This is a genomic window from Pandoraea cepalis (assembly GCF_902459625.1).
In the GTDB taxonomy this organism is placed as follows: Bacteria; Pseudomonadota; Gammaproteobacteria; order Burkholderiales; family Burkholderiaceae; genus Pandoraea; species Pandoraea cepalis.
Genome location: NZ_CABPRY010000003.1, coordinates 252,008 through 266,415, shown reverse-complemented (window position 1 = coordinate 266,415; position 14,408 = coordinate 252,008). Strand labels below are relative to the sequence as shown.

Below are 14,408 nucleotides of genomic sequence, written 5' to 3'. Positions count from 1 at the left end.
ACATGCCCAAGCACCACGCGTTCCACGCCGGCCGCCTCGGCCACGTCGCACTGGCCCTCGTATTGACACCCATGGCGCTCGTTGCCGGCGCGCTGAGTGCGTCGAATGCCCTCGCCCAGAGCAACGTCTCGTCGGATGCAGGCCTATCGGCTGTCACGTCCTCCGCTCCTGCGGCACCGCCCACGACCCACGCGACGGCAAACACCGCTGCCGCGGATGTCGAGGTCGCCAAGCTGGCCGCCATGCCTGTCGCCGCGCAAGCCCAATGGCTGTCCCACACGATCAAGGCCGGCGAATTGGCGCGGCTAAGCGACGAGCGGATCGTCGCTCGCATGCAGGCGATCCACGCCGACGCGCTCGTTCGGTTCCTGAAGACGGAGTCGGCCGCGCTGCCCGAATACCAGTACGAGCTAACACGTCATGAACGCATCAATGACCAGTGGCAAACCACGCCCGACCGCATGCTCGTGAAGATTCGAGAGGCGCCATTGCAGATCTATGCGAAATGGCTACCGGGCGGCGCCCACGCGGGTCAGGAAATCATTTACGACGAGACGAAGAATCCCAAGGAGATGTATGGCCATCTCGGCGGCATTTTCGGCTTCGCATCGATCTGGAGCAGTATCGACGGCCCGCTCGCGCGCTCGCAGTCCAACCATACCGTGCGCGATCTGGGCTTTGCGTTCATTGCCGAGCGAATTGCGCACGACGGTCGCAGCTTCCGCGCCGAGGGACTCCCCGCGACGCCCGCAAGAATTTCGGTATCCGAATCGAACGGCATGCGCATGCTCGCTCTGGAATGGGACGCCCCCGCCGGGCCACCGCAACATTACGCGTATAAGTCACGCCTGCTGCTCGACCTGAAGACCGGCCGTCCGCGCGGTATCGAAGCGTGGGATGCGTCGGGACAAAAGGTCGAGGAAATGCGCTTCGAGAAGGTGCGCAAGGCCTCATGGACCGACGCAACGTTCGATCCGAAAAATCCCGACTATAAGTTCTGATGGCCCACTTGATGTCGGCAACGACCGGCACCCGTGGATCGCATCGGTGTGACGGCGCGCGATAAATGAACGACGAAAGCCCGCCACCTCTGAACGGAGGTGGCGGGCTTTCGCTCATGCGCACATCGGATGCCGGCGTGCGCGAGGTCGCGAGCTCGTAGCAACGCCGGCCTGCCGCGGCCGATCAGGTCTGCGGCAGTTCGATCTTCACTTCGAGCACTTCCAGGTTGTCCTGGTGCTCAACGCTGACCTTGATGTCGTCTTGTGCGATCTTGACGTACTTGGAGATGACGGCGACCAGCTCACGTTGCAACGCCGGCAGGTAGTCCGCCGGCGGCGACGAGCCCGCGCGTTCGTGCGCCAGAATGATCTGCAGGCGCTCTTTGGCGACGGAAGCGGTCTTTTTCTTCTCCCCCAGGAGGAAAGACAGGAATGACATGGGCACTCCTTACTTCGAGCCGAAAATACGCTGCAACAGTCCCGGCTTTTGATAGTCGGTAAAGCGCATTGGCTTGTCTTCGCCCTTGAAACGGCTCACCACGTCGCGATACGCGTCAGCCACGTCGGTGCCGTCGAGATGAATGGCCGGCGTGCCCTGATTCGAGGCATGCAGCACCGACTCCGACTCCGGAATCACGCCGATGAGCTTGATTCGCAGGATTTCCTGAATGTCGTCGAGCGACAGCATCTGGCCGTCGTTGACGCGCTTCGGGTTGTAACGGGTGATGAGCAGGTGCTCCTTGATCGGCTCGCCGCCTTCAATGGCGCGCTTCGTCTTCGACGAGAGAATGCCCAGAATGCGGTCCGAATCGCGCACCGACGACACCTCGGGGTTCGTCACCACGAGCGCCTCGTCGGCGAAATGCATGGCGAGCAGCGCGCCCGACTCGATACCGGCCGGCGAATCGCACACGATGTATTCGAATCCCATGTCGTCCAGATCCTTGATGACCTTCTCCACGCCGGCTTGCGTGAGGGCATCCTTGTCGCGCGTCTGCGACGCGGGCAGGATGAACAGGTTCTCGCAGGCCTTGTCCTTGATGAGCGCCTGATTGAGGTTCGCTTCGCCTTGAATCACGTTGATCAGGTCGTACACGACGCGGCGCTCGCAACCCATGATGAGGTCGAGATTGCGCAGGCCCACGTCGAAATCGATGACTGCCGTCTTGTGCCCCTGCAAGGCGAGGCCGGCGGAAAAGCTGGCACTGGTCGTCGTCTTGCCGACGCCACCCTTGCCAGAGGTCACCACAATCACTTTTGCCATCTGTCGATGCCTTCCCAAACTTGAGGATGAATTTAGCTACGAATCATTTGAGCCCGAGGGGCTCGAAAATCAGTTTGTCGTCTACCAGCCGCACCTGCACCGAACGCCCCTGCACATCAGGCGGCAGTGCATGCTCACCGGTCCGGTAGATACCGGCGATGGAAATCAGCTCGGGCTCGAGGCAGGTACAGAAGATGCGAGCGTCGAGCTTGCCCTTCACGCCTGCCAGCGCCCGCCCCCGCAGCGGTGCGTAAATGTGGATATTACCTTCCGCGATCACCTCGGCCCCATAACTGACCAAATCGAGGATGATCAGATCGCCCTTCGCGTAGACCTGCTGGCCCGAACGCAACGGCTTGTCGATGATGGTCGATGGGACGGCCACGGTGTCAGGCACCACCGGTTCCGGTGCCGCCTGGGCTGGCACGGCAGCCGTCTCGTCCGGCGCCTCACTCTCCCGCGCCGGACGCGACAGGCGACGCTCGTGGCTATCGAGCCGCGGCAGTCCGTCCACCACCGCCCACTCGGCTTGCTCGGCGTTGGCGACCACCCCGATCGGCTTCATGCGGAATTCGGCCAGCATGTCGGCCAACGCGGGCACGGCAACGCGCTCGTCGCCGGTCAGGCGCCGAACGTCGATGGCGACCGTGTCGCCGGCAAAAAACTCCGGGGTCGCTTCGAAGCGTTGTGACAGTTCGGTGCGCAGCGTCTCCAGTTGCGGCGTCTTGACCACGAAATGCAGGGTATCGATGGCACCGCTGCGTAACTCGAAGTACGGGGTTTTCTTTTGCGGCATGTCAGGTTGTTGTGCGCGAATTGCTGGCAAATTGGGCCATTCTACCGTCCCTTGACGGGACGCCAACCGCAAATCAACGGGTCGCCTCCGTCATTGACGGAAGAATCACCGTTGTCGCATTGCAGCATTTTGCATCATGAACCAACGGTTCCGACAGTAAAGAACGGGGGCCGCTGACATGCCAGTGACATGAGGAGCGGCTATGCTGGCAGTGGGAAAGTGTCCTAAGAGACGTGCTGCGAAGCAACATCGAAAGTGCGAATTTTGTCGCGCAAGTGCCATATTCGTGACCTATCCTTTAATTCCCTGACGAGGGACCCCCTGTGGAACCGCAAACCGGGAGACGACGATGCTGAGTCATCATGAATTTGCCACCCTGATGCTGGTCAAGGACGCTCCTGAGCAAGTGGAGCATGATCGCCTGGACCTCGAGTCATTGCTTGAAAGCAAATTGATCGAATGGGAAGAGTTGGCGTCGGGTGAAAAATCCCCGCGACTGACCGTCCAGGGCAAGTATGTCCTTCAGGCCGTTGCCTGAGCGCCCAGCCTGCTGTTGAGGTGTCCGTAAGATGTAAAAGCCCGCCGGAAGGCGGGCTTTTCATTGGGCGGGGGATATCCCCCTCGATACCTACCTGCGCGTTCAACCGTGCCGGACGTCCCGAGAGTGACGCCGCCACGTGTGCCGCGCCGCCGGATGCTCCCGGCACCAGTTGCGATCGACGAGCCACGCAACCGCCGCGCCGACGACCAGCACGATGATCAACATGGCAATCAAGCTCCCTGTCAGCATAGTGGCCTCCTAACTTCGACATGGCGGGATGGCACGCTTTCATTCTAGGCAATCCCTATCGAAATAGGTACCCGAAAGTGATCGGGGTATACCGCGTTTGCGCAACAACAAGGGCCTCGACATCATCGCGCCGCTCGCCTGCTGCGACGCAACATATCATTCGCTATTCAATGGCATCTTTGCCATCGAGACGCAGGATTCGCATCGCCGAGAGGCTTGCCGTCAGGCAATCGCACCGCCCGCGTCGATCAGCACGGTCGAGCCCGTGGCACTCGGCGTGCCCGCCAGATAAAGAATCGTGTTGGCCACGTCCTCGGCAGCGACCACACGGCGCGCGGGCAAGCGCGCCGCCGCGTTGCGATACATCGCCTCGCGATCGGCCTCTGACAGCTTGTCCCATAGCGGCGTGACGGTGAGCCCCGGCGAGACGGTGTTCACGCGCACGGGTGACAGTTCCAGTGCCAGCCCTCGTGCCAGCGCCTCGATGGCGGCGTTGATTGCGCCTTGAACGACCGACGACGTGCTCGGGCGCACGCTCAGAAAGCCCGACGTCAGCGTGAGCGAACCGCCGTCTTCAATGCGCGCATAGCGCGCTACGTGGTAACTGCCCCAGAACTTGCTGTCAAAGGCGGCATGCGCGTCGTCCAGCGAGAGCTTGCGCACCTGTCCGGTCGGGGTTTGCGCGGCCGAGACGACCACGTGTTGCCAGGGGGCGTGATCGGCGAAGCACCGCTCAACGGCGGCGGCATCTCCGGTGTCCAGCACCAGGGCGCGCGCGGTCGTGCCTAACGTGGCAAGCGCGTCGTCGAGCTTCGCCTGACTGCGCGAGGCAATGGTCACGGCCGCGCCTGCCTTGGCGAACGCCTGGGCGGTGGCACGACCAATGCCGGAGCTGCCGCCGATGACCAACACGCGCTGACCTTCGAAATTGAACATGATGAAACTCCTGAAAACGATCGGAATGAGGGCGGAATCGCGCGACCTGACGGTGGCCGCCGGGGGATTGACCGTCCAGCCCCGGCACGCGATGTCACGGCGCTATTGTGATACTCATCCCGGGGAACGATAATCCCGTTGAAAACTGAATGACTCTCTACAATTCATTGAGAATCTGCCCGAGATGATTGACCAGACGCTGGATCTCACCTTATTCGACCGTGTCGTCACCACGGGCAGCATGTCGGCGGCCGCGCGGGAGTTGGGGCTGTCGCTTGCCGTCGTGAGCAAGCGGCTCGGGCTACTCGAGCAGCGCCTTGGCGTTCGTCTGCTCAATCGCACCACCCGCAAACAGGCGCTCACCGACGAAGGGCAGGTGTTTCATACGTGCTGCCAGCGAATCCTCGCGGAGATTGCCGAGACCGAGCGGCTAATGACGCGACAGGCGGGCACCGTCGGTGGCGTGCTTCGCATCAGCGCGCCGCGCGCCTTCGGCCGTCGTCACCTGGCGCCGCTGCTGGTCGCGTTTCGCGAACGGCATCCAGCCCTGAAAGTGCATCTCGAACTCAGCGACCTATGGGTCGATCTGGTCGCGCACGGCATCGACGTGGCCATCCGCGTCGGCGCCCTGCCCGATTCCAGTCTCGTCGCGCAGGAACTCGCCCCGAACTACCGCGTGCTGGTCGCGTCTCCGACCTATCTGGCAAGGCATGGCACGCCGCAGGATGCTGGCGATCTGCAACAGCATGACTGCATTCTGTTCGGCCACGCGCCGCACGGCGACTGGCGATTCGTGTGGCAATCCGAAACGTTGCGCATCCAGGTCCGCGACACCTACGTTGTCGACGATGGGGATACCGCGCACGAATTGGCGCTGCACGGTGCGGGCATCACACAGAAATCCATCTGGGACGTGGGTGACGATATCCAGGCGGGACGTCTTGCGCGCGTATTGCCCTCGCTGCAAATGCCGGCGTCGCCGCTGCATGCCGTGTATCCGCACAGCCGGCATCTCGCACCGCGCACACGCGCCTTCGTTGACTTTCTACGGGACGGGTTGCGCGCCAAATGGCGCTGGCCCCAACACTAGCGACGCACACCGTGCGCAGCGCCTCACGTCGCTCCGCCGGCGACGCGCTGCCTCGCGGCTTTCACTTGTCGCCGACGGTATCGCGCCCATTGAGCGCGTCACGTCCAGCGGCCAGCAATGCCTCCGAGAGCGCCGGATCCGCACTGACGACCGCGCGCGACAGCACGAGCGTGCCCACCATCTGCGCGAAGCGTGCCATCGCAGACCGACTCGCCTGCGCCTGACTCAGTCCTTGCTCGATACCGACCGCGGTCATTCGGTCGATCATGTCGGCCAGGCCTTTCGCATAACATGCTTGCGCTTCGTCGCCGATGCGCGGGGCATCCCCCGCAAATCCGGCCATCGGGCAGCCACACGCCACGTCATCGCGGTGCGCCGTCGACAGATACCGCTCGACGCGCGCCGTCGGCGACAACACCGCCTCCGCCGCCGCGTCGCCGCCTGCGAGCAGCCCGTTGCTCGCCGCCACCGCGCGCGACATCACGGCCGCAACCAGTGCATCCTTCGACTTGAAGTGGTTGTAGAAGCCCCCCTGCGTGAACCCCGCGGCCTTCATCAGCGCCGTCAGCCCCACGGCGTCAACGCCGTGCTCACGAAACAGCCGCTCCGCCGCCGCGACGATCGCCTCGCGGTTTTCCGCAGCCTGCTCTCTTGAAATTCCCATCCTCCGCTCCTCAGGACTCGCAACGCTCGCCCAGACTCGTTCACACCATCGAACTATCGTCATCATCGATAAAGACAATTGCGATTACCATTGACATATCGATGCCAGACTCGGCACAATGCGTCAGCGATGACGATTACGATCACCATCGTCATGAAGTATAGCCCAACGCTCACGTCTTCCACAGGGTCGACGTGACTCTATGACCCTGCTGGAGTTCTGAAATGAAGATCAAAGATGCCGTCGTATTCGTGACCGGCGCCAACCGTGGCCTGGGCTTGGCGTTTGCGAAACAGGCGCTCGAACGCGGCGCGAAGAAGGTGTACGCCGGGTCGCGCGATCCGTCGAAGGTCACGCTGCCGGGTGTCATCCCGGTCAAGCTCGACGTCAACGACCCGGAGGCGGTGGCGGCCGCGGCAAGCCTGGCGGGCGACGTCACGCTGCTCATCAACAACGCGGGGATTGCACGCCTGACCGAAGGGCTGACCGGCCCGGGTGCTACCGAGCTGCTGCGCGAGACGCTGGAGACGAACCTGTTCGGCGTACTCGGCATGACGCAGGCGTTCGCCCCGGCCCTGGAACGCAACGGCGGTGGCGCACTGCTCAATGTCCTGTCGATCGTGAGCTGGATCAGTTCAGACGCGCTCCCTGAATACTCAATCACGAAGTCGGCCGCGTGGTCGCTGACCAATGGCTTGCGCAACGCGTTGCGCGCCCAAAATACGCAGGTGGTCGGTTTGCACGCAGGTTACATCGATACCGACCTGACTCGCGGGTTCGACGCCGACAAGCTCGACCCGGCCGACGTGGTGCGTCAGGCTTACGACGCCATCGAGGCAGGCGAAGAGGAGGTCTGCGTCGACGAAGGCACGCGACAGGTCAAGCAGGCGCTGTCGCTGGGCGTCTACCTGCAAGAACCCGCGGCATAACCCCCGCCGGGGCGCCAAACCAGGCACCCAACGAAAAAACGCCGCGACACCCTCACGGGCCTCGCGGCGTTCGCAGTTCTGCGGCGAGCGACGACTGCGCGTCAGGCGGCCTTGTCCATCTGACGCTCGCCACCCAACGCCTCGACCAAATCGTCGAGCATTCGGGCGAGCTCGCCGGTCATGAGCGCTACGTCGGCGTCGAACTTCTCGGCTTCGCCTTCAGCCGTTGGATCGGCGGCATCCTTGATGACGTCGAGCGTCGTCACACGTTTGACGACGAACGCGTCGGTCAGCACGAAGGAGATCCGGTCGTTCCACGTCATCGCCAGCTTGGTGCAGCGCTTGCCAGCCTCGATATGCTGACGCACGTCCGCGCCATCGAGTGGGTGGCGCACATAGCGCACTGCGGCCTTCTCATCGGTGTTCGAGCGCAGTTCCACGTCCTGGTCGACGGTGAAGCCGCCCGGCGCGTCATTGCCCGCGAGCCACGAGGTCATCATTGCGACGGGCGCCTCGTTGAGTTCCACGTTCTCGAGCGTGATGTCGAGCGTCTTGAGCAGCAGGCTGCGCACTTCGTCGGCCTTGGCGGGCGACGCGGCGTCGATCACGAGCCAGCGATTGGCCGGGTCGATCCACACGCGCGTGTCGCGACGAATGCCGAACGCACGCGGCAGCAGTTCGTCGGTGACCTGCTCCTTGAGCTCACGCATTTGCTTGCGGCCCGGCTTGAAGCCTTGCTGCTCTTCCAACTCGAGCGCCTTGGCGCGCGTGACCTGATTCACGACGGTGGACGGCAGCAGCTTCTTCTCGGCGCGATAGGCGAGCAGGAATTGACGGTTGATGCTGTGCACCAGTTCGCCCCCCTCACGCGGCGGCGCCCAGCCCTGCACTTGCATTTCGAGGCTACCGCCTTCGCAGAAGGCGTGCTTCTCCAACGCCGTTTCCATTTGCGCGACGCTCATGGACCAACCGGCAGGAATTCGGTGCAACTGAAGATTCTTGAACCACATCGGCATCACCGCAAAAAGCAAAAGCCGAGATTTTACCAGTGCCGGGCGGCACGGCGAAATTCGGCAACGCGCATCGTGTCAGAGAAAGCGATCGAGGATCTTCCGGCTCGGCTTGTCGAGCGTGCCGGTGTCCCGAATCAGGAAGTGAATGCCGTGGTTATCGGTGATGAGCAACGTCTGGCCGCCCAGGCGACGAATGTCCTCTTCGCCACGCAACACGAACGCCGCCTCGCCTCGGTTCGTCTCGACGGTCCATGTGCTGGGCGTCGCGTAGGTCGAAACGCCCTTGATGCGCAACACCTCCGGCATGAATTCGCGCGCGGCGAGTTCGTCTTGCAACAGCGCGCGCATCGAGGCGGGCAGCACGTCGAGCGAGTCGAGCCAGACCAGCTCGCGCCCCTCCTGACTCACGAGCGCGAGGCCGTCCTGCGGCGCCGCAATCGGAAACGCGCGCACGGGCACCACGCCTTCATGGGAGACGCCAGCCGCGTCGGTCAGCACCAGGCGGCCGAACGCGTTACGAGACAAGGTGAAATCAATCTGCATGTGTGTCTTCGCGAACGTTCAGGTGGCGGAAAGCGGCTGGGCCGGTGCCGCGGTCACGGCCGCCAGCACGGCGGCGGCTTCGACCGTCTCGAGTGCCGCGTCGATATCCGTGTCGACGTTGCGCTGCTGGGCCTGGTACAGCGTGTAGTAAGCGCCTTCGCGGGCCATCAGCGCATCGTGGTTGCCCACTTCGACGATCTTGCCGCGATCGAGCACCACCAGCCGGTCGGCCTTGCGCAGCGTCGACAACCGGTGCGCAATGGCGATCGTCGTGCGGCCCTTGACGAGATTGTCCAGCGCTTTCTGAATTTCCTTCTCGGTCGCCGTGTCGACCGACGACGTCGCCTCGTCGAGAATCAGGATGCGCGGGTCGATCAGCAGGGCGCGAGCGATCGAGATGCGTTGACGCTCGCCGCCCGACAGCGCCTGTCCGCGCTCGCCGACGAGCGAATCGTATCCGTGCGGCAGACGCAGGATGAACTCGTGCGCGTGTGCCGCGCGCGCGGCCGCCACGATCTCGGCGCGTGTCGCCTCCGGCTTGCCGTAAGCGATATTCTCGGCAATCGTGCCGAAGAACAGGAACGGCTCCTGCAACACGAGGCCGACGTTGCGACGGAAGTCCGACACCGGCAAGGCGCGAATGTCCACCCCGTCGATCTGGATCGAGCCTTCGGACACGTCGTAGAAGCGGCAGATCAGGTTGACCAGCGTGCTCTTGCCCGAACCGCTGTGTCCCACCAGACCGATCATCTCGCCCGGCGCGATGCGCAGGTCCATGCCCCGGATCACCGCCCGGTTGCCGTAGCGGAAACCGATGTCGCGCAGGTCGATGGCGCCCTTCACTTCCTTCAGGTGCACCGGGTTGACCGGCTCGGGAACGTTCGAGACGTGATCGAGAATATCGAAGATGCGCTTTGCACCGGCCGCTGCCTTTTGCGTGACCGACACGATACGGCTCATGGAATCGAGACGCGTGTAGAAGCGGCTGATGTAGGTAAGGAACGCGGTGAGTACACCGACGGTGATCTCGTGCTTCGAAACCTGCCAGATGCCGAAGATCCACACGACGAGCAGCCCCACCTCGGTGAGGAACGTGACCGTCGGCGAGAATAGCGACCACACCTTGTTCACACGGTCGTTGACCACCAGGTTATGGCGATTGGCTTCCTTGAAGCGCGCGACCTCGCGGTTTTCCTGAGCGAACGCCTTCACCACGCGAATGCCCGGAATGGTATCGGCCAGCACGTTGGTGATTTCCGACCAGATCCGGTCGACCTTCTCGAAGCCGTGGCGCAAACGGTCGCGCACCAGATGGATCAGCCAGGCGATGAACGGCAGCGGCAACAGCGTGACGGCAGCCAGCCAGGGATTGATCGACACGAGGATCACCGACGTCATGACGATCATCAGCACGTCGGTGGCGAAGTCGAGCAGGTGCAGCGAGAGGAACACGCAGATGCGGTCGCTTTCCGAGCCGATACGCGCCATCAGGTCGCCCGTGCGCTTGCCGCCGAAATACTCCAGCGAGAGGCGCAGCAGATGCGAGTACGTCGCGGTGCGCAGATCGGCACCGATGCGCTCCGACACCTTGGCCAGCAGATACGTGCGCGCCCAGCCCAATATCCAGGCCACCACGCCCGCCCCCATCAGGCCTGACAAATAAATTCCCACCAGGTGGTAATCGATCGGCTTGCCGTTCTGGAACGGGATCAGCACGTTGTCCATGAGCGGCATCGTCAGATACGGCGGGATCAACGTGGCCCCGGTGGCGCAGAGCGTGAGCAGGAAGCCGGCCAGCAACTCGAAGCGGTATGGCCGCGCGAACCGCCACAGGCGCAGCAATGCCCACGTCGACGGTGGGGGTTCGACTTCCGGGTTGCATTGCGGACACTCGTCGGCACCCGGCGGCAGTTCCGCCTGACAGATCGGGCAGGTACCCACTTCGTCCGGTACCTCGCTGGCGGTATAGCCCGCCACCCGCGCGTCGCGCTGCCGCAACACCGTGTCCAACAGCGTCAGCGCGGCCGGATTATGGCCCAGCGTATAGCGCCAGCTCGCCAGCTTTTCGCGCGCGTCGCACAATTCCAGCGCCCCAACGCCCGCATGATCGGTATGTGTCAGCGACAGGTCAGCGCGATACGGCCACGACTGCCAACCGGGCTGGCTGCCTGTTTGCGAATGCGCGTCGCGACGCGCGTCGAGCGCCAGGATCCGGCGCTCGGTCGCGACCACCACGCCATGCGCGAAATGCAGCTGTGCGTCGAGATCGACCGTCAGCCAGGCCAGTACGGTTTCGTCGTCGGCCAGTTGCGAAGCGACGTCGGAATACCAGGACTCGGCAGCCGCGCCGGAGGGGCTACCCTCGGAAAGGGCAGTCGGGGCCGCCGCGGGGGGCGCTGTCGGAGTGGGGATGTCGGTCATTGCTGCGGCAGACGTGTCCTCAAGGGGCGGACATCGGGGCAAACGAGGAAATAACGAGGCGGACTTTCCCTGTCAGTCCGCGAAATTGCCGCAAGTATAACCACAGCGACGCCTTTTGCGGCGTGGAGTTCCGCGATGACACAGTGCAGCATGGAAATATTGTTGCGACGGTCAACCGTTTACGGATTCTTACGTTAAGTAACCAGTTAACTGCACGAGCGCAAGCGGCGGTGCCGCCTGAAAGCGGCCTCGCCAGCTTCTCCGAACCCCGCCTTGATGCGTGATTTTGCCTTGAGTATGAAAAAGAAAGACATTGAGATTTTCGATGTCCTGTCGCTGCGCGGCCCGAATATGTGGACATATCGGCCGGTGCTTGAGGCATGGGTCGATATCGGCGAACTCGAGGAGTTCCCGTCCAACAAGATCCCTGGATTCCCCGAGCGACTGTCGGCATGGTTGCCGACGCTTGTCGAGCACCGTTGCAGCATCGGCGAGCGCGGCGGCTTCCTTCAGCGCCTGCGTGAAGGCACGTGGCCCGGCCACATTCTCGAGCACGTCACGCTCGAGCTGCAAAACCTCGCCGGCATGCCCGGGGGCTTCGGCAAGGCGCGTGAAACCCCGATCTCAGGCGTCTATAAAGTGATCGTGCGGGCCTGGCACGAAGACGTGACCCGCGCCGCGCTGTTCGCGGCCCGCGATCTGGTCATGGCGGCCATCGAAGACCGCCCCTACGATGTCGATGCCGCGGTGGAAATGTTGCGCGGCCTGGTCGACAAACACTGCCTCGGCCCAAGCACGGCGTGCATCGTCGACGCCGCCGACGACCGCGACATCCCCCATATTCGTCTGTCCGACGGCAATCTGGTGCAACTGGGCTACGGCGCCGCCGCCCGTCGCATCTGGACCGCCGAAACGGACCGTACCCCCGCGATCGCCGAGAGCATCTCGCGCGACAAGGATCTCACGAAGCAACTGCTTGAATCGTGCGGCGTGCCCGTGCCGGAAGGCCGCCTGGTCGAGAACGCCGACGATGCGTGGGAAGCCGCCGAAGACATCGGCCTGCCGGTTGTCGTGAAACCATACGACGGCAACCACGGCCGCGGCGTGTTCATCAATCTCACCACGCGCGACGAAGTCGTCACGGCATTCGAAGTCGCTCTGGAAGAAGGCAGCGGCGTGATCGTCGAGCGATTCGTGCCGGGTCTGGAACACCGTCTGCTGGTCGTGGGCGGGCGCGTCGTGGCTGCGGCCATGGGAGAACTGGCCACGGTGGTCGGCGACGGCCAGCACACGGTCTCGGAACTCATCGAGTTGCAGATCAACAGCGACCCGCGCCGCGGCAGCGCCGAAGACCAGCCGCTCAACCGCGTGCGCATCGATTCGTCGGCCCGGCTTGAACTCAAGCGCCAGGGTTTCGACGCCGATGCCGTGCCGCCCGAGGGCAAGCACGTGCTGATCCAGCGCAACGGCAACGTCGCGTTCGACGTGACCGACCGCGTGCACCCGAGCGTGGCTGCGCATGCGTCGCTGGCCGCGCGTATCGTGGGTCTGGACATCGCCGGCGTCGATCTGGTGGCGGAAGACATTTCGCGCCCGCTGGTCGAACAGCGGGGCGCCATCGTCGAAGTCAACGCCGGCCCCGGCCTGCTCATGCATTTGAAACCCGCCGATGGCGCCCCCCGCCCCGTCGGTCGCGCCATCGTCGATCATCTTTTCCCGGATGGCGACGCCGGTCGCATTCCGGTTGTCGGCATTACCGGCACGAACGGCAAGACGGTGACCGCCCGCCTGCTCACGCATGTGCTGCAACTCGCGGGCGAGCGCACCGGTCTTGCCTGCAGCGACGGCCTGTTCCTCGACAAGCGTCTGGTGCAGGCAGGTGACTGTGCCAACTGGGACGCCGCGCACCGTGTGTTGATGAACGCGAGCGTGAGCGCGGCCGTGTTCGAGAACGACAACACCGCCATCCTTTCCGAAGGCCTCGCGTACGACCGCTGCCAGGTGGGTATCGTGACGAATATCGACCGTCCGGATCATCTGGGCCAGTACTTCGTCGAAGACGTCGACCGGATGTTCAGCGTGATGCGCACGCAGATCGACGTGGTGCTGCCCGACGGCGTGGCTGTGCTCAACGCGCGCGATCCGCTCGTCGTGGAAATGGCCGAGCTGTGCGACGGCGACGTCATCTTCTTCGGGCTGGATGAACACCTGCCGGCCATCGTGGCGCATCGCGCCGCAGGCAAGCGCGCGGTGTTCGTGCGCAACGGCGACGTCATGCTGGCCAACGGTACCGAGGAAACCACGCTCGGTGCGACGGCCACCATGCCGCTGACCTATGCCGGCCGTGTCGGCTTCCAGATCGAAAACGTACTCGCGGCCGTCGCGGCCGCCTGGTCGATGGGCGTGACGCTCGACGTCCTGCGCACCGGCGTGACCACGTTCGACGTGGGTCAGGTCGATGCCCCGGGCCGCTTCACCCTGTTTGAAAAGCAAGGCGCGACGGTCATCGTCGACGACGCCCATAACGCCCCGGCGCTGACGGCGCTGGCCGCGGCACTGGCGACCCTGCCCGCCGAGCGGCGCATGGTGGTGTACGGCCCCGGCGTCGACCGGATGGACGACGACCTGCAAGCCGAGGGCAAACTGCTGGCGCAGACGTTCGAGCGAGTCGTGCTGTGCGACGACCTGAGCGTCGAGCGCAAGCGCCCGCTGGCCGAGTCGCGTGCGCAACTGCGCGCGGGCATCGATGCCGAGCGCAAAGTGCAGGTGATTGACGCCGGCGAGCGACGGGCGGCAGCCGAAGCGGCGCTGGCCCAGCTCGTGAGCGGTGACCTGCTCGTATTGCAAGCCGACGAAGGCGGAGCGACCGCGATGCTCGATCTGGTGCATCAGTGGATGGGCCAGCCGGCGCGCGCGCTGGCGGCCTGACCGACGTGAGCCGCGAGGGGCGGCGTGCAGGGT

14 protein-coding genes are annotated in these 14,408 nt (G+C 63.9%); 5 read left to right on the top strand and 9 right to left on the bottom strand.

Features of this window, described 5'->3' with window-relative positions; translation table 11 throughout:
• Window positions 1-2 precede the first annotated feature (2 nt).
• Window positions 3-1,001, top strand: coding sequence for a DUF1571 domain-containing protein (locus tag PCE31107_RS09310; RefSeq protein ID WP_150607938.1), 999 nt, complete (start codon window positions 3-5; stop codon window positions 999-1,001).
• A 184-nt stretch (window positions 1,002-1,185) separates the two neighbouring features.
• Here the strand turns inward: PCE31107_RS09310 and minE are convergent, their stop codons facing one another.
• From minE to minC, 3 genes are read right to left on the bottom strand one after another with little or no spacing between them, the layout of a single operon-like run.
• Window positions 1,186-1,440: a cell division topological specificity factor MinE gene (minE, locus tag PCE31107_RS09305; RefSeq protein WP_017234160.1), complete on the bottom strand. Its 255-nt coding sequence runs from the start codon at window positions 1,438-1,440 to the stop codon at window positions 1,186-1,188.
• A 9-nt stretch (window positions 1,441-1,449) separates the two neighbouring features.
• A complete protein-coding gene (minD, locus tag PCE31107_RS09300) occupies window positions 1,450-2,265 on the bottom strand; it encodes a septum site-determining protein MinD (RefSeq protein ID WP_150607936.1) in 816 nt (271 codons plus the stop codon).
• Window positions 2,266-2,308: 43 nt separating this feature from the next.
• Window positions 2,309-3,061, bottom strand: coding sequence for a septum site-determining protein MinC (minC, locus tag PCE31107_RS09295; protein ID WP_150607934.1), 753 nt, complete (start codon window positions 3,059-3,061; stop codon window positions 2,309-2,311).
• Between the two features lie 349 nt (window positions 3,062-3,410).
• Between minC and PCE31107_RS09290 the strand changes: the two genes are divergently transcribed.
• A complete protein-coding gene (locus PCE31107_RS09290; RefSeq protein ID WP_017234163.1) occupies window positions 3,411-3,599 on the top strand; it encodes a hypothetical protein in 189 nt (62 codons plus the stop codon).
• Between the two features lie 102 nt (window positions 3,600-3,701).
• On the opposite strand, the gene PCE31107_RS23320 is transcribed toward PCE31107_RS09290, so the two are convergent.
• The gene (locus PCE31107_RS23320) at window positions 3,702-3,851 is read right to left on the bottom strand and encodes a hypothetical protein (RefSeq protein ID WP_165385306.1); all 150 of its coding nucleotides are present in this window, start codon (window positions 3,849-3,851) and stop codon (window positions 3,702-3,704) included.
• Between the two features lie 222 nt (window positions 3,852-4,073).
• Complete coding sequence (locus PCE31107_RS09285; RefSeq protein WP_174966630.1) at window positions 4,074-4,790, bottom strand: SDR family oxidoreductase; 717 nt, start codon at window positions 4,788-4,790, stop codon at window positions 4,074-4,076.
• Between the two features lie 181 nt (window positions 4,791-4,971).
• On the opposite strand from PCE31107_RS09285, the gene PCE31107_RS09280 reads away from it, so the two are divergent.
• The gene (locus PCE31107_RS09280) at window positions 4,972-5,877 is read left to right on the top strand and encodes a LysR family transcriptional regulator (protein ID WP_150607932.1); all 906 of its coding nucleotides are present in this window, start codon (window positions 4,972-4,974) and stop codon (window positions 5,875-5,877) included.
• Between the two features lie 61 nt (window positions 5,878-5,938).
• On the opposite strand, the gene PCE31107_RS09275 is transcribed toward PCE31107_RS09280, so the two are convergent.
• Window positions 5,939-6,541 (bottom strand): TetR/AcrR family transcriptional regulator, encoded by a 603-nt coding sequence (locus PCE31107_RS09275; RefSeq protein ID WP_150607930.1) that lies wholly within the window; start codon window positions 6,539-6,541, stop codon window positions 5,939-5,941.
• Between the two features lie 224 nt (window positions 6,542-6,765).
• Here PCE31107_RS09275 and PCE31107_RS09270 point away from each other — a divergent pair, with 224 nt between their 5' ends.
• The gene (locus PCE31107_RS09270) at window positions 6,766-7,470 is read left to right on the top strand and encodes an SDR family oxidoreductase (RefSeq protein ID WP_150607928.1); all 705 of its coding nucleotides are present in this window, start codon (window positions 6,766-6,768) and stop codon (window positions 7,468-7,470) included.
• Window positions 7,471-7,571: 101 nt separating this feature from the next.
• Here PCE31107_RS09270 and PCE31107_RS09265 read toward each other — a convergent pair whose 3' ends face one another.
• From PCE31107_RS09265 to PCE31107_RS09255, 3 genes are all read right to left on the bottom strand, one after another.
• Window positions 7,572-8,480 carry a recombination-associated protein RdgC gene (locus tag PCE31107_RS09265; RefSeq protein ID WP_150607926.1) on the bottom strand — a complete coding sequence of 303 codons (909 nt, stop codon included), beginning with the start codon at window positions 8,478-8,480 and terminating at the stop codon, window positions 7,572-7,574.
• Between the two features lie 78 nt (window positions 8,481-8,558).
• Complete coding sequence (locus PCE31107_RS09260; RefSeq protein WP_130026175.1) at window positions 8,559-9,026, bottom strand: cyanophycin metabolism-associated DUF1854 family protein; 468 nt, start codon at window positions 9,024-9,026, stop codon at window positions 8,559-8,561.
• A gap of 18 nt (window positions 9,027-9,044) precedes the next feature.
• Entirely contained in the window at window positions 9,045-11,447 is a 2,403-nt protein-coding gene (locus tag PCE31107_RS09255) for a cyanophycin metabolism-associated ABC transporter (RefSeq protein ID WP_150607924.1), read from the bottom strand.
• Between the two features lie 297 nt (window positions 11,448-11,744).
• Here PCE31107_RS09255 and cphA point away from each other — a divergent pair, with 297 nt between their 5' ends.
• Window positions 11,745-14,375, top strand: a complete 2,631-nt coding sequence (gene cphA, locus PCE31107_RS09250; protein WP_150607922.1) for a cyanophycin synthetase — start codon at window positions 11,745-11,747, stop codon at window positions 14,373-14,375.
• The last annotated feature ends 33 nt before the right edge of the window (window positions 14,376-14,408 follow it).

What these genes read in the sequence shown, in the direction of transcription:
- PCE31107_RS09310 (WP_150607938.1), top strand. Translation starts at nt 3, where the DNA reads ATGCCCAAGCACCACGCGTTCCACGCCGGCCGCCTCGGCCACGTCGCA.
- minE (WP_017234160.1), bottom strand. Translation starts at nt 1,440, where the DNA reads ATGTCATTCCTGTCTTTCCTCCTGGGGGAGAAGAAAAAGACCGCTTCC.
- minD (WP_150607936.1), bottom strand. Translation starts at nt 2,265, where the DNA reads ATGGCAAAAGTGATTGTGGTGACCTCTGGCAAGGGTGGCGTCGGCAAG.
- minC (WP_150607934.1), bottom strand. Translation starts at nt 3,061, where the DNA reads ATGCCGCAAAAGAAAACCCCGTACTTCGAGTTACGCAGCGGTGCCATC.
- PCE31107_RS09290 (WP_017234163.1), top strand. Translation starts at nt 3,411, where the DNA reads ATGCTGAGTCATCATGAATTTGCCACCCTGATGCTGGTCAAGGACGCT.
- PCE31107_RS23320 (WP_165385306.1), bottom strand. Translation starts at nt 3,851, where the DNA reads ATGCTGACAGGGAGCTTGATTGCCATGTTGATCATCGTGCTGGTCGTC.
- PCE31107_RS09280 (WP_150607932.1), top strand. Translation starts at nt 4,972, where the DNA reads ATGATTGACCAGACGCTGGATCTCACCTTATTCGACCGTGTCGTCACC.
- PCE31107_RS09275 (WP_150607930.1), bottom strand. Translation starts at nt 6,541, where the DNA reads ATGGGAATTTCAAGAGAGCAGGCTGCGGAAAACCGCGAGGCGATCGTC.
- PCE31107_RS09270 (WP_150607928.1), top strand. Translation starts at nt 6,766, where the DNA reads ATGAAGATCAAAGATGCCGTCGTATTCGTGACCGGCGCCAACCGTGGC.
- PCE31107_RS09265 (WP_150607926.1), bottom strand. Translation starts at nt 8,480, where the DNA reads ATGTGGTTCAAGAATCTTCAGTTGCACCGAATTCCTGCCGGTTGGTCC.
- PCE31107_RS09260 (WP_130026175.1), bottom strand. Translation starts at nt 9,026, where the DNA reads ATGCAGATTGATTTCACCTTGTCTCGTAACGCGTTCGGCCGCCTGGTG.
- PCE31107_RS09255 (WP_150607924.1), bottom strand. Translation starts at nt 11,447, where the DNA reads ATGACCGACATCCCCACTCCGACAGCGCCCCCCGCGGCGGCCCCGACT.
- cphA (WP_150607922.1), top strand. Translation starts at nt 11,745, where the DNA reads ATGAAAAAGAAAGACATTGAGATTTTCGATGTCCTGTCGCTGCGCGGC.